Consider the following 14276-nt stretch of genomic DNA (forward strand, 5'->3'; position numbering starts at 1 on the left):
TTATTTGTTAGGAGATTTAATAGTGAGTCTGACTTTAATTGGCACAATTCTGATTGTAGAAGATTCTCCCAGTGAATTGGAATTAATGAGCCATTATCTCAAAGAGAGTGGTTACAACGTAATTAAAGCAAGTGGTGCAAAAGAGGGTTTAGAAAAAGCTGTGTTGGAAAAACCAGATGCGATCGTTACTGATGTAGTAATGCCAGAAATGAGCGGATTTGAGTTGTGTCGTTCTTTGAGAAGAAATCCGATTACTGCTAAAGTGCCGATTGTGATTTGTAGTTCCAAAAATCAAGAAATTGACCGTTTATGGGCGATGAGACAAGGTGCAGATGCCTACATAACTAAACCTTATACTCGCGAACATCTGCTACGTACAATTAAATCAGTGGTAATTTGAATCAATGACTAGTACAAACATTACACTTCCTTTAAAACCAACTCAAAATAATTTAGCAGACGGTTATCTAAAGTTTCAGCTAAATCAACAGACTGCTGCGGTTTTATCAATGAAACATACGCAAGAAGCAATTCTTGTGCCTATTGAATCTGTAACCCCAATGCCTAATATGCCCACCTGCATATTAGGATTAATGAATTGGCGGAGTCGGATAATTTGGGTAGTTGATTTGCCAAGAATGCTCAATTTAGAATCTCTTGATTATCGACTGCGGCAGTACAGTGCGATCGTTATTCAAGTGGAATCATTGGTGCTAGGGTTAGTTGTGCAAGAAATAAAAGGTACCACTAAGTTCATTCCTGATGATATTCAATCACCTATAGGACAAGTGGCATCCAGTTTAGTTCCTTATTTATGTGGCTGTGTTGTCCAACAAGAAGAAATATTGCTGGTATTAGATGCACAGGCAATTGGGCAATCTTCTATTCTCCGCAGTGAGTAGGGTGTAGTACTAAAAATTTTAGTGTTCTTATTCACATAGTTAGGAGAACTATTTTTATGTTTAATAAAACCAACGGAAATCAAGGTAGTAGCGCTCAAAATCGAGCATCACTGATTTCATCCCAAAAAATAAGTGGTAGTGCCATCAAATTGCCAACTAAGAATAGTAGTGAAACGGCTAATAATTCTTCGCTAAATCAAGCTTTTGCCTTTTTTACAAAACTCGGATTGGCTAAGAAGGCGACTATTTTAGCGATCGCAATCAGTACAATACCAGTATTGGGCATTGGTGCGATCGCTTTTACTTTTGCCAACAAGTCCATTACTAAGCAAATTACCCAGTCTCAACAAGCTGAAGCCACTGGTTTAAGCGATAAAGTTAACCGTTTTATGTTGGGACGCTACGGAGATATTCAGGTAATATCAAGTTTGCTTTTTTTGACAAGTCCCCAAGCTAGTGTAAATATCACCACTCAGCAAAAGCAAGCAGTCCTAGATCGAGTTGTCGAAGCCTACAAAGCTTATGACAGCGTTGCTGTTTTTGATCGTCAAGGTAACTTGATTGTCCAATCCACAGGCGAACCTTTAGATAATCAAAAAGACCTCACCTACTTTCAAGACGCTTTACAAAAAGATACTCCTGTCATCAGTAAACCGGAAGCAGCAAAAAACACTGGTGTAGTGAATATTTATATAGCTGCACCTGTGAAAGAGACAAGGACAGGCAAAACCATTGGTGTAGTCAGAGCGCGGATGCCCGTAAAATCTTTAGAGGAAGTGATCAAGAACTACGTAGCCAATGGACAACAATACTATTTGCTTGATGCTTCAGGAACAGTTTTCTTGAGTCCCCAAAAGGAATTATTGGGGAAAGAGGCAAAGGCAGAGTATTTTAATTTACCTAAACTGCTGGCAGCAAACAAGGTAGATAGTTTTATAGATGTTTCCAAAACTGACAAAAAACCAGAATTAGTCAGCTACGTACCAGCTAGTAAGCTAGATGGCTTACCAGATTTAAACTGGCAAGTACTTTTATCTACAGATACAGCAATTGTATTTGAGCCACAAAGACAATTGTTGTGGACTATAGCCATCGGTACAGCACTGACAGCATTGATTGTGGGTGCGATCGCATCTCGGTTAGCTAAACTGACTACACTGCCAATTCTCACTGCAACTGCGGCATTAGCAAAACTTGGTCAAGGTAAATTTAATACCCGTGTGGAAATCGAAAGTGAAGACGAATTAGGGTTATTGAGTGCAAACATCAACCACATGGCTGAACAATTGCAAGTCTTAGTTAAGGAACAAGAAGTAAACGTTGAAGGAGCAAAATTACTAGCAGATATTACCCTCCGAATTCGGAAAAGTCTCAAAACTGAAGATATTTATCACGCAGCAGTGAAAGAAGTTCAGCAAGTGCTAAAAACAGACCGAGTAATCATTTATAGTCTGAATCCAGACAATCGGGATGGTACTGTTGTTGCGGAATCGGTAACTGGTAATTGGCCAGAAATGCTCGGAGTGAAAATCGACGATCCTTATTTTCGGGAACGTTATCTAGAAACTTCTCATGATGGACAAGTGCAAGCAGTTGCCAACATTCATCAAGACCAAAGTCTGAAAAATGCCAACGGTTACATTCAATTTTTAGAAAATTTTGCTGTCAAAGGTAATTTGGTCGTACCAATTCTTGTCCAGGAGCAACTTTTAGGCTTATTAATTGCTCACCATTGCGAAACTCCTCGTGTTTGGCAACAGCCGGAAATTGACTTGTTTCAACAGATAGCAACTCAAGTCGGTTACGCCTTAGAACAAGCCAAGTTATTAGAAGAGATAGAACAAGTTAGGAATGTTGGAGTCGCCGATTCTGACGATGAACGGCATCAAAAAGAAACACTGCAACAGCAACTTTTAGAACTGCTCAACGATGTAGAAGGTGCAGCCAGAGGCGATTTAACAGTGCGTGCAGATGTGACGGCTGGGGAAATAGGTACTGTTGCCGATTTTTTCAACTCCATTATCGAAAGCCTCCGGGATATTGTTACCCAAGTTCAACAAGCTGCCACCCATGTTAATACTGCCATTGGCTCTAACGAAGGAGCCATCCGCCACTTGGCAGAAGAAGCACTTACCCAAGCTGCCGAAATCAACCGCACCCTCGATGCTGTTGACCAAATGACCCAATCCATGAAAGCGGTAGCCGAAAGTGCCGAAAAAGCTGCTTTCGTTGCCAATCATGCGGCGCACACCGCTACCAAGAGTGGACACGCAATGGATTTAACAGTCCAAAATATCCTGTCTTTACGGGAAACTGTGGGTGAAACTGCTAAGAAAGTGAAACGTTTGGGAGAGTCTTCACAACAAATTTCGCGTGTGGTGTCCTTGATTAACCAAATCGCCATTCAAACTAACTTACTAGCCATTAACGCCGGCATTGAAGCAGCGCGTGCGGGTGAAGAAGGTCAAGGTTTTGCCGTAGTTGCGGAAGAAGTCGGCGAACTAGCAGTCAGGAGTGCCGCAGCAACCCAAGAAATTGAACAAATTGTTGAAAATATCCAACGAGAAACCAGTGAAGTGGTGCTAGCGATGGAAATAGGCACTACTCAAGTAGTGGAAGGGACTCGCATTGTGGAGGAGGCTAAACAAAGTCTGAGTGAAATTTTGGATGTCTCAGTTCAAATTGACTCCTTAGTGCAGTCGATTTCCACTGCAACTGCATCTCAGGTTGAAACATCGCAAAGTGTTAGCCAATTGATGAAAGATATCGCTGCTATATCACAACGCACCAGCGATTCTTCTCGTCAAGTTTCCCAATCTCTGCAACAAACTGTGGAAATTTCTCAGCAGTTACAAGAGACTGTTGAGGCTTTCAAAGTTAGTTAAGTTTGTCATTTGTCATTTGTCATTTGTCCTTTGCTAGTGACCAATGATGAATGACTTTTGTTATTTGTCTGTTGTCTTTTTACTAATGACTAATAACTAATGACTAATGACCAATAACTAAGGACAAAAACCATGTTACAAGACAAAGAATTAGAAATCCAGATGCAGTTTCTGGAAGAAGCAACTGATTACTTAAATACGTTAGAAGGTGTGTTGCTAGAAATCGATACTAGTAACCGCATCGATTTAGATAAAATCAATGCTGCACTCCGAGCCGCTCATTCTATTAAAGGTGGCGCGGGGATGATGGGATTTAAATCGCTAAGTCATTTATCTCACCGTTTGGAAGATTCCTTTAAAGTTTTAAAAACTAAAAAAAATTCTCTAGAAATTGACACCCAATTGCAAAGTTTATTGCTATCTGGAGTTGATTGGCTGCGGCAGATTGTCGAATTGCTTGCAGAAGGAAATGTGGTTGAAGATGCCTGGTTAGCAACCTTTTGTTATCCAGTTTTTGATGAGTTGCACGATCGCTTAGGCGACCCTAACCCAGAGGATGCCTCGTCCATGTTATCCCCGGAGGATGGGCAAGATGTTATCCCCTTGCTATTTGCAACAGAAGTAGAAGAGTGTTTGCAGCGTCTAGAATCTGTATTGGCTAGCGAACAGCCTGGATTGCATGAAGAAATTGTGATTATGGCGGCGGAGTTGGGCGGTTTGGGTGAAATGCTTCAATTAGTAGCCTTTAGCAAGCTTTGTGAGTCAGTAACGCAGCAATTAGAAACAGTTAGTAGCGATCGCATTCCCGAAATTGCTCAGTTAGCATTACAAGCATGGCGGCGATCGCAAGCTTTGGTGCTGATAAATCAACTAGATAACTTACCTACAGAACTTGATTTTGGTAGTTATACGCAATCACAGCTACTATTACCACCAGCAGAAGTAACACCACAACTTCCCCCCGCAGACACAGATATCGCCAATACAGAAGTAGTGCCCACATCTGTTTGGCAACCAGAAAATATTAGAGAAAATTGGACTAATGATGAAGCGTTGGTGCAGCCTAGTGCAGGTATCGCTGCTAATTTTACATTTGTAGATGCAGAGTTTGCCGATGATGTTAATGCTATCAATGTTACAGAACAAAATCCCATATTTGCTAGAGAAAATAATTCTCCAGATGCAAAATTTAGCGAAGGTAAAGGAGAGTCAAATGGCGTTGTTAAAGATCGGGAAGTTCATGAAAATAGCGTCCGAGTTCCCAGCAAACAACTAGAGCAAATTAATGATTTATTTGGCGAACTGATTGTTCAACGAAATGGCTTAAACTCGCAACTAGAAAGATTACGCAAACTTGTGCGTAACCTGAACCAGCGAGTACAAGTTCTCGACCGAGAAAACCAGGATTTACGTATAGCCTACGACAAGATTTCCACTCAAGCTTCTACATCTGTGGGGGTGCAAGCTGAAAATGACCACCAAACACAAGGCACAGAGGGGGAATTTGATGCTTTAGAAATGGATCGTTATAACGATTTAAACCTGCGATCGCAGGAAGTTATGGAAACCATTGTTCAGGTACAGGAAGTTACAACTGATGTGCAACTCAGTGTAGATGATACAGACCAAATTGCTCGTAAAATTAACAAAACATCGAAACAGTTACAGACAAAGTTAAATCACATCAGAATGCGGCCACTGTCCGATTTAACCGAACGTTTTCCTAGAGCCTTGCGTGATCTAAATGTAGAGTATGGGAAAAATGTCCAGTTAAAAATTGAAGGCGGCAACACTTTAATTGAACGCAGCATTTTAGAAACATTAAACGAACCTTTAATGCATCTCTTAAGGAATGCTTTCGATCATGGTATCGAAGATTCTGGCACTCGCCGCCTTTTGGGAAAACCAGAACAAGGATTGATTGAAATTACAGCTAGTCACCGCAGTAATCGTACCCTGATTACCATCCGAGATGATGGTTGGGGCATTTCTTTGGAGAAAATTCGCACCCGCGCCCTCGCTATGGGATTAGATGCTTCATTACTAGCTAATGCAAGTGATGAAGAACTATTATCACTAATTTTTGAACCAGGTTTTACCACCTCCGAGCAAGTTACAGCATTATCTGGTCGCGGTGTTGGTATGGATGTAGTTCGTAACAACCTCAAACTGATTCGAGGAGATGTGAAAGTTGATACGGAACCAGGAGTTGGGACTACCTTCACCCTATCAGTACCATTTACACTTTCCGTTGCCCGAGTTCTGCTGGTAGAAATCAACAAAATGTTATTGGCATTTCCTACAGATGTCATTTCAGAAATATTCTTACTCCAAAACGAGCGAATTTTCCAAATGGCAGGTAGCGAAGTTCTAAATTGGCAAGGAACAATGCTGCCACTGATTCGCTTGACTCCTTATTTAGAGTTTAATTGCCTCCGCTACGATACCTCAGAATTAGACACTCCAGCAGCAATTAATGCTAACAGCGTGTTAGTAGTTAAAGGGAATAATCAGCCAGTAGCAATCCAAATAGACCGTTGCTGGGGTGAACAAGAAGTTGCGATTCGCCAAGTTGAGGGAAATATACCTTTACCGGAAGGCTTCAGCAACTGCACAATTCTCGGTGATGGTCGAGTAGTGCCACTAGTTAATGTTAATGAATTGCTGTATTGGATTGCTACAAATCGCCGAACTCCTAAAGGTATTCAATTACCATCAGCAAGGTTAAAAACACCGTTCTTGATATTTGATGAAAATAAAATATCAGCAGCATCTGTGAAGCAGAAAGGCACAATCTTAATTGTAGATGACTCAATTAATGTTCGCCGCTTTTTAGCTCTGACTCTGGAAAAGGGAGGTTATCAAGTAGAGCAAGCTAAAGATGGTCAAGATGCTTTAGAAAAACTCCATAATGGATTGAGAGTTGAGGCGGTAATTTGTGATATTGAAATGCCTCGCCTAGATGGTTATGGCTTTTTAGGTAAGGTAAATTCTGACGTTGATACAAAAAATATTCCAGTTGCGATGCTGACTTCTCGTAGCAGCAATAAACATCGGCAACTGGCTATGCAATTGGGGGCACGGGCTTACTTTTCTAAACCTTATAACGAGCAAGAATTACTCCAAACGCTGGAGGAGATAATTCGTAATGTGGCAGAAAAGGCAGCTTCTAATTGATAATTCATAATTAGATTTCATATATTTTATAGGGTGCGTTACGCCAAAGGCTAACGCACCGTTTGTTTTATAGTGCCTTGGCGATTAGAAATCACGGCTACACAGACAAAACCCGCCTGCGCGGGTTAAAAAAGTGGGTTATATCAGTAATAATTGCCCAGCTTTTGCGTAATACTATTTGTATTATTTAATTCCATTTATAGTGAATTTATGGTAACTGTAACATTGGCGGCTGTTGCTACTGCGTATCACTCCATCCGGTGGGAGACAGCATCAAATTTAGGGAAAATTGGCACAGGCAATCAAATTGCGATACCACAGCTTAAGCAAAATTTATATATACAAGTCCTATACAATTACCAGCACAATTCAGATTCACGAAAGGTTGTTACGATGCGATGAGCGGAAATACTATACCTCTATCTCAAATGTGGGAAGGTATTGATGCAGAGTGAACCACCTTTGATTCAAGTCAAAGCTATGAATAGGCGATCGCTATTCGCTGCATATTGAAGCATTTCTAGCGATACGGGCAATATTTAACAGCCTTTTGAAAATTATTCAATTACATTTTGAATCTGTTAATTATTAAAACCCGCTTTGCAAATTAAATTTAAACATTATGATGTATCTATGTAATTGTACAAATATTTTTTTTATTCTTTGACAAATTAATACTAGGAGTTTTAGGTGACAAAAAACAATAGAAAAAAGGCTGTCGCTCAAGCTATTTCCACAGCCGTTGCTTTGGGCTGGGTAATAATGCAAGTGAAATCAGCACAAGCTGCTACCTTGACGGTTAACAATCTTGATGACAGTGGCGTTGGCTCGTTGCGAGACACTATCAACATTGCAACTAGCAATGACGTAGTACAGTTCCTATTGGGTAGTAATCCCAGTACAATTACCCTAACGAGTGGGGCAGTTGCGATCGCTAAAAACCTAACTATTAATGGCCCAGGTGCTAATTTACTTACTATCAGTGCCAACAATCAATTCCCCGTCTTTGACATTACCGCCGCCGATGTTACACTTTCTGGGCTAGCGATCGCTGGTAATATCAATGGTTACAATTCTAGTAACCTAACGTTTATCAATAGTACTATTAGCAGTGACGATGTGAAAATAGATAACAGTACTGGTAAATTAACGTTTGTCAATAGCACTATCAACGGTAATATTGTGCAGATCAGTGCTAGGGAAGTGATTGTCAATAATGATACTAATGTAACGGCTCCAACTAACGGCGGCACTTCTGGGCAAATCAACTTTGGCGGCAATATTTCAGTAAAAGGAGGCGGCATTACCGTTGACAATTCTGGGCAAATCAACGGTGGCGGCAATAATTCAGGAGCAGGAGGCAATATAATTGTTACAGCCAGTGACGTTATTTTACTGGCAAAAGTACCGGAACCAAGTGCGATCGCTGGTGTTATACTTGCTGGTAGTCTGGCTTGGTTAGTGAAGAGAAAGCAAGTATTTATTAGCAAAGACTCTGAATGAGATTTCCCATAAATGACTATCAGGGTATACTTCTGAATCTGTAATTGAAAAACTGCGATCGCTTCAGTAAGTCACATCTCAAAATTCTTGCTAGATACTTAGCAAATAGTTAAAGACTGTAGAGGTTGACACAAGCCAACCTCCACAAAATTTAGTTCGATAATTGCTGTAAATTCTGAATCAATTTCCTGAAAATAAAATACTTTCAGCAACCTTTATTAAGCCTCAACTTTTACACCCTTCCAGAATGCCACATAACCCTCAATATTCTTAGCCTTCTCCTTGGCGCTGGGATAGTACCAAGCAGCATCTTTGTTGATTTGTCCATCAACTTCAATACTGTAGTAGCTAGCGACACCTTTCCAAGGACAAGTACTGTGGGTACTACTGTCTGTGAAGTACTCCTTTTTAATAGAGTCAACAGGGAAATAATGGTTGTTTTCCACAACTACGGTGCGATCGCTTTCGGCTAAAACTGCGCCATTCCAAATTGCTTTCGGCATAAATGACTTTGTAAATAAACTATACACTTAACATTTTGACACGATCGGCTTACTTTATCCTCCTGAACGGCTAACTTACATCAGAGTCCATCCAAGCTCAAATCAATAATCAATAAGGTTTATAGAAAACTGTGCAATGCTAATTAATACTGGCATCACTTTTGTTCATCAAATTAAAATAAAAAGTATTTGCTTCTAGTATGGAGATTTTCTCGCATAAGCGATCGCAGCCTACATCCCCCTTTAAGGCGGTGACTACTATCGCATAAGCAATATCTGCGTTGCTGTCAACACCATTTTTCCTCAATGAGGGTAACTAGAAATTAGTTCACCCGTTAAAGAAATTTCCTGACTCTCGTTGCGGTTATAGAGGCTGTTGCCTCCCAAAGTGAGATAAAAATAAATCTATTACATCAGGGTTTCAGGCTTAAGTTGACACTAACGACCAGCTATATGATAGTATTTCATGGCATTATGCTAAAAAACTTTGCCTGAAACCAAAGAGTTACCAACCCATGAGTTTAGCTGTAATTAAGTTCTCTTCAGAAGAGTGCGGCATTTGCCACAAAATGTCCTTTTATGACAAAAAAGTGGCTGAAGAACTGGGTTTAGAATTTATTGATGTGAAAATGCAGGATACGACTGCTTACCGCAAGTATCGCAAGATTTTATTGACTCAGTATCCCGACAAATCAGAAATGGGATGGCCTACTTACATCATCTGCAATTCTCCAGAAGGGGAATTTCAGATTGTGGGTGAAGTAAAAGGGGGTCATCCCAAAGGGGAATTTAGAAGCCGTCTTCAAGAGGTTCTGAATTCCACAGCTAATCAGAACTAATTACCTCAAAAGATTTAACCTCTAGGACAGGGCCAATCATGGCAGTTGTCATGATATCTTCACGCACCTGTCCCTTAACTTTTGCTTTTTGTGCTTCTTTGAGTAAGTCTTTGTCAGCCCCTCTGAGGATTTCGTAAGTAACGCCCTCTTCTGTGACTAATGCCCATGCGCCTGTGCCAATATCACGGCGTTGGATTGTACCTGTAAGTGTAATGCTCATAAATAGTGCTGATTTGTGAGTACTGTTAGCGGTAGCGGGGCGTTTAGCCCCTGCTGAGTGGGGGAGTTAGGAGTTATTAAGAATTCTTCCCAATTCCCCATTCCCCATTTATGCTATCTTTTCTTCGTTTTTCAATGCTAAACGAACAAGTCCATAACAGATTAGGGCATTGGCGATGAGGAATAGGCGTGCTATGTTACCACCTCCCAAACCCCAAACGGCTGGATCGAAAAACGCACTTACTGTTAAGCACGCTGCTACACCTAATGTTGAACCAACAGCAAACCATTTCCAACTAGGATGTCCCAACAGCAATGCCATTAACACAATGGGAATCAGTACGCTAGCAAATAGGGGATTCAACGCATCAGTTCCTTGGAGGGTATTACCTAGTTCGGGAATTGAACTGCCCAAAACTCGGAAAGGCCATTGGGGAAGATCAAAAATATAGATTCCCTTGAGGAAGAATAACCCAGAACTGCCGGCAATTAGTCCACTGGATAAAGACCAACTCCAAGTGAAGGGGAAGTAAACCCGTAAAAACCAAGCCAGCAGATAGGAACCAACTACCATTAAAATCTTGGGTAACAGTGCCACTGCACCACCATCAATCCAAAAGCCAGGGTTAAGATAGCCGCTATCCCGTAACCACCGGAAGAAATCTGGAAAACTGATTTGCCCCGCAAAGGCTAGTTTGACTGCTGCTTCTGCATTGAGTTGTCCAGCACCATAATAGTTCAAACCATCATCCTGAATCACTCGTGCTGACTGCTTGAGGACTTTTAAAACTTCATCTGGTTCTTTGATGCCAGCAGCTTTGATTAATGCTGCAACACCAGCAACGTGGGGAGAAGCCATGCTTGTACCCTGGAAGCCTAGAAAGACCCCTTCGCCCTTTTCATCAATAGTTTCTTGGAGAATCTTACCAGCTTCACTACCACCAGGAGCCGAGATATCTACCCCAGCACCAAAGTTAGAATAGGGCGCTCTTTCGCCATCTGGGCCAATTGCCGAAACGCCGATTACATAAGGATAGCGGGCTGGATAACTTGCCCCATTGGTGTTTTCATTCCCGGCTGCGGCAATAATAACTACACCTTTTCTATGGGCATACTCGATCGCTTCTTTCATCAACTTGCTTTCACCGCCACCACCCAAGCTCATATTAATTACATCTGCGCCTTTATCAGCAGCAAATTTAATCGCTTCGGCAATATCGGCAACTGTGCCCCCACCATAAGAACTGAGTACCTTTAACGGCATCAGACTGGCTTCATAAGCAATTCCAGCTACACCATATTTGTTATTTGTGGCTTGGGCAATAGTTCCGGCAACATGAGTACCATGACCATTATCGTCTGTGGCTTCTTCTCGGTCGTTAACAAAATCATAGCCTTTGACGAATTTTGTCTCATATAAATCGCGCACCTTAGTAATCCCGGTGTCAATTACCGCAACTGTGATGCCACTGCCTTTGGTTTGACTCCATGCGCCTTCAATACCGATTTTGTGCAAGTTCCACTGCTTGTTGTAATATTGGTCATTGGGGCCAGTTAATGAAGGACTTGCTTCATCATCTTCTTGGGGTGTCAGAAATTCTCCAAGCCAAGCAGCTTTGCCGGGTTGTGGAATCTTCCTGTAAATATAATTTGGTTCAATGAATTCTGTAGCTTGGGCAAATTGAGATTTTTTCAGTTCTTGGAGTCGCTGGCGATCGCCTTTGACAATATACACATTATCTTTTTTGGAAAACTTGTTGTCTAATTGGGGTGTAACGTTGTATTGTTTGGCGATCGCTTGCAAATCCTGTTCCACCACTATTGATGGAATATCTTCCCGAAAATCAAGCAAAATCGTCTCAAACTCTCCTTTAGCTGCCAGTCCCTGAAAATTCAGGAAACCAAACATGGCAGATCCCAGCCCAATGACAAACAAGCACAATAATATAAGTTTTCTCATATTAACTCATCACCGCTTTTTGCCAGTTTGCTCACTACCATAACTTATCTGCATCCCTTGTTGGTGGATTTTGCACTTTTAGTTACAAGTTTCGCTCACGACTCAGGATTTTTTAAACGATGGAACGTGGTCTTTTGTGGTTGCCCCTGTTAGTAATGTTTTTCTGGTTGGCTTGGCAAGGCTCGAAGGAGTATCAAAAAGTTGAAGCCTATCGCACTTGGGCAGAGCAATTTGAACGGGCTAAGTATGATATTTATTCAGTATTAGGTCAAAAAAGCAAAGATATAACTTGGGGAAAACCAACGCCTAAAGGGCCTATTAGACTAGAAACATTCTCTTTGCTTGATGTCAAACAAATCCATCTTTTAGTAGATGATAAATCAGTAAACATGGAAAACGCACCTGATAAAGGTCGTTCCATAGAATTAGAATTTATATTTTCCGAATCTACTAACTCAATACGCATTCCATTTACAGAAATTCCTTTGGCGGCGCAATGGGGTAAGTTTTTGCAGGAATTATTACAAGACTTGCACTCAGAACCACAGCAGTAGTTATATTTAAACTACAAATTCCAGATGATAAGTAGTCGTACAGAATTAATTACACAAAAACTGGGCTGAAATTCTTGTCTGGTAAAGAATCAATATGTAATTAATTCTGTAGGGGTACTTATAAGAAGTAAAGATTTTGCTATTAAATTACAAAATTATAGGGGCACAAATATATTGCAACCCCTATACGAATCTATTTAATTGAAAACTGTCTTAAAAGTCGATTGATGTTTGGATTACACTTCGACTCAGTTGAACCAACCCAACTATGCTTGAACGATGAAGTCGGAGGCAGTAAGAGTGGGCGCACCAGTAAGTTTTGCAAATTGACCGCCAGTGCCTAAACCAGCAGCACTACCATTTTGATTGTATAGTAGTTGCCCAGTCATCGGGTCGTAAACAATCACAGCATTACTAACTGCCCCTAAACTAGTGATTTGAAAATCGCTAGCGTTACTAAAACCGGTTCCCACAACGGAATTAATGGCATTAAAAGTGGTCTTATCAAGGATAATCTTGTCACCTTGAGAGTGATTGAAGTCAGCGATCGTATCAATACCGACAAAAACGCTATTGAAGGCACCATTGGTGTCGTAGAGGAAAGAGTCAGCACCTATACCACCCACAAGAGTATCATTGCCTTGTCCACCAATGAGAAGATCGTTGCCAGCACCGCCTCGCAGTAGGTCGTCACCACCACTGCCATTGATGGTATCATTACCCCCTTGACCATTAATCACATCGTTGGAATTGTAAAAACCGCTGATGTTATTGTTCAAGTCATTGAGGAACGTGACAGCGTTTGCGGTGGAAATATACGGTTGAGTGGAGTTGGCATTAATCACATCAAAGCTTTTGGTAACACTGGCTTCTCCGTCAAATTGGATATTACCGATGGCGGGTCTTGTTGTTGATGCGACTAAGTTATCTAGATTTTCTAAGTTAAAGTTTTGCAGAGTGACTTTGGTATTAGCCACATCTTCAAAGGTGACTTCTAAATTGTTGCCATTTTGAGTTAATTGCAGATTTCTCGCAGTTAAGCCAGCCCCAATAAATTGCAAGGTGTCTACTTTGGCAATCACCGCAGCCGAAGGGTTTGAGCTAGTACCTACACCACCAAAGTCCGTGATGATGTCATTGCCATTATTTAGCTTGGTAATAAAGGTGTCATTGCCGGCTGTGCCATTGATAACTTTAGTTTTGGGTTTAACTATGCCACTAATCGCAAAGTCAAAGGGGCTTTCATTACTATCATTGTTGTTTAAAGTAAAGCTGCCACTATAAGTACCAGGTGTAGTGGTATTGAGTGCCACTGTGATGGCTGTAGAAGCATTAGCAGCCACACTCGTCGGAAGAGTTCCTACCAAACTAAATCCGTCGGGAAGTTTCAGATTACTCAGGTTGAGTGCAGCTGTACCGGTGTTCTTGATGGTAAAGGTTTTGGTCAAGGTGTTACCGGCAATGACATCGCCAAAGTTAATTGCAGTAGTACTACCATCTACAATGTCAACTGTGCCATTGAGAACTTGAATTTCAGGAGCCGGAACGGGTTTAACTATGCCACTAATCGCAAAGTCAAAGGGGCTTTCATTACTATCATTGTTGTTTAAAGTAAAGCTGCCACTATAAGTACCAGGTTTAGTGGTATTGAGTGCCACTGTGATGGCTGTAGAAGCATTAGCAGCCACACTCGTCGGAAGAGTTCCTACCAAACTAAATCCGTCGGGAAGTTTC

General features: G+C 41.2%; 12 protein-coding genes. 8 read left to right on the forward strand and 4 right to left on the reverse strand.

What is annotated here, in order from left to right; all coding sequences use genetic code 11:
* The first annotated feature begins 22 nt into the window (after positions 1-22).
* From V7K55_RS19485 to V7K55_RS19510, 6 genes are all read left to right on the forward strand, one after another.
* Complete coding sequence (locus tag V7K55_RS19485) at positions 23-400, forward strand: response regulator transcription factor (RefSeq protein WP_334834237.1); 378 nt, start codon at positions 23-25, stop codon at positions 398-400.
* A gap of 4 nt (positions 401-404) precedes the next feature.
* Positions 405-902 carry a chemotaxis protein CheW gene (locus tag V7K55_RS19490; RefSeq protein WP_094327284.1) on the forward strand — a complete coding sequence of 166 codons (498 nt, stop codon included), beginning with the start codon at positions 405-407 and terminating at the stop codon, positions 900-902.
* 56 nt (positions 903-958) lie between these two features.
* Positions 959-3787 (forward strand): methyl-accepting chemotaxis protein, encoded by a 2829-nt coding sequence (locus V7K55_RS19495; protein WP_334834239.1) that lies wholly within the window; start codon positions 959-961, stop codon positions 3785-3787.
* A 132-nt stretch (positions 3788-3919) separates the two neighbouring features.
* Complete coding sequence (locus tag V7K55_RS19500; RefSeq protein WP_334834241.1) at positions 3920-6964, forward strand: hybrid sensor histidine kinase/response regulator; 3045 nt, start codon at positions 3920-3922, stop codon at positions 6962-6964.
* A 210-nt stretch (positions 6965-7174) separates the two neighbouring features.
* Positions 7175-7366 carry a hypothetical protein gene (locus V7K55_RS19505; RefSeq protein ID WP_334834242.1) on the forward strand — a complete coding sequence of 64 codons (192 nt, stop codon included), beginning with the start codon at positions 7175-7177 and terminating at the stop codon, positions 7364-7366.
* Between the two features lie 288 nt (positions 7367-7654).
* Positions 7655-8467, forward strand: coding sequence for a PEP-CTERM sorting domain-containing protein (locus V7K55_RS19510; RefSeq protein WP_334834243.1), 813 nt, complete (start codon positions 7655-7657; stop codon positions 8465-8467).
* Positions 8468-8685: 218 nt separating this feature from the next.
* On the opposite strand, the gene V7K55_RS19515 is transcribed toward V7K55_RS19510, so the two are convergent.
* Positions 8686-8970, reverse strand: coding sequence for a DUF427 domain-containing protein (locus tag V7K55_RS19515; protein ID WP_334834245.1), 285 nt, complete (start codon positions 8968-8970; stop codon positions 8686-8688).
* 515 nt (positions 8971-9485) lie between these two features.
* Here V7K55_RS19515 and V7K55_RS19520 point away from each other — a divergent pair.
* On the forward strand, positions 9486-9809 hold the full coding sequence (locus V7K55_RS19520) for a thioredoxin family protein (protein ID WP_094327275.1): 324 nt from the start codon (positions 9486-9488) through the stop codon (positions 9807-9809).
* Here V7K55_RS19520 and V7K55_RS19525 read toward each other — a convergent pair.
* Both V7K55_RS19525 and V7K55_RS19530 read right to left on the reverse strand, forming a co-directional pair.
* Positions 9796-10029 carry a hypothetical protein gene (locus V7K55_RS19525; RefSeq protein ID WP_094327274.1) on the reverse strand — a complete coding sequence of 78 codons (234 nt, stop codon included), beginning with the start codon at positions 10027-10029 and terminating at the stop codon, positions 9796-9798. The genes V7K55_RS19520 and V7K55_RS19525 overlap by 14 nt on opposite strands.
* Before the next feature lie 108 nt (positions 10030-10137).
* The gene (locus V7K55_RS19530; protein WP_334834247.1) at positions 10138-11988 is read right to left on the reverse strand and encodes a S8 family peptidase; all 1851 of its coding nucleotides are present in this window, start codon (positions 11986-11988) and stop codon (positions 10138-10140) included.
* 119 nt (positions 11989-12107) lie between these two features.
* Between V7K55_RS19530 and V7K55_RS19535 the strand changes: the two genes are divergently transcribed.
* On the forward strand, positions 12108-12542 hold the full coding sequence (locus V7K55_RS19535; protein WP_334834248.1) for a hypothetical protein: 435 nt from the start codon (positions 12108-12110) through the stop codon (positions 12540-12542).
* A gap of 266 nt (positions 12543-12808) precedes the next feature.
* Here the strand turns inward: V7K55_RS19535 and V7K55_RS19540 are convergent.
* On the reverse strand, positions 12809-14276 hold a 1468-nt coding region (locus V7K55_RS19540; protein WP_334834249.1), incomplete at its 5' end, for a choice-of-anchor D domain-containing protein.

Origin of the sequence: Nostoc sp., assembly GCF_036919895.1 — a bacterium.
Classification (GTDB): Bacteria; Cyanobacteriota; Cyanobacteriia; order Cyanobacteriales; family Nostocaceae; genus Nostoc.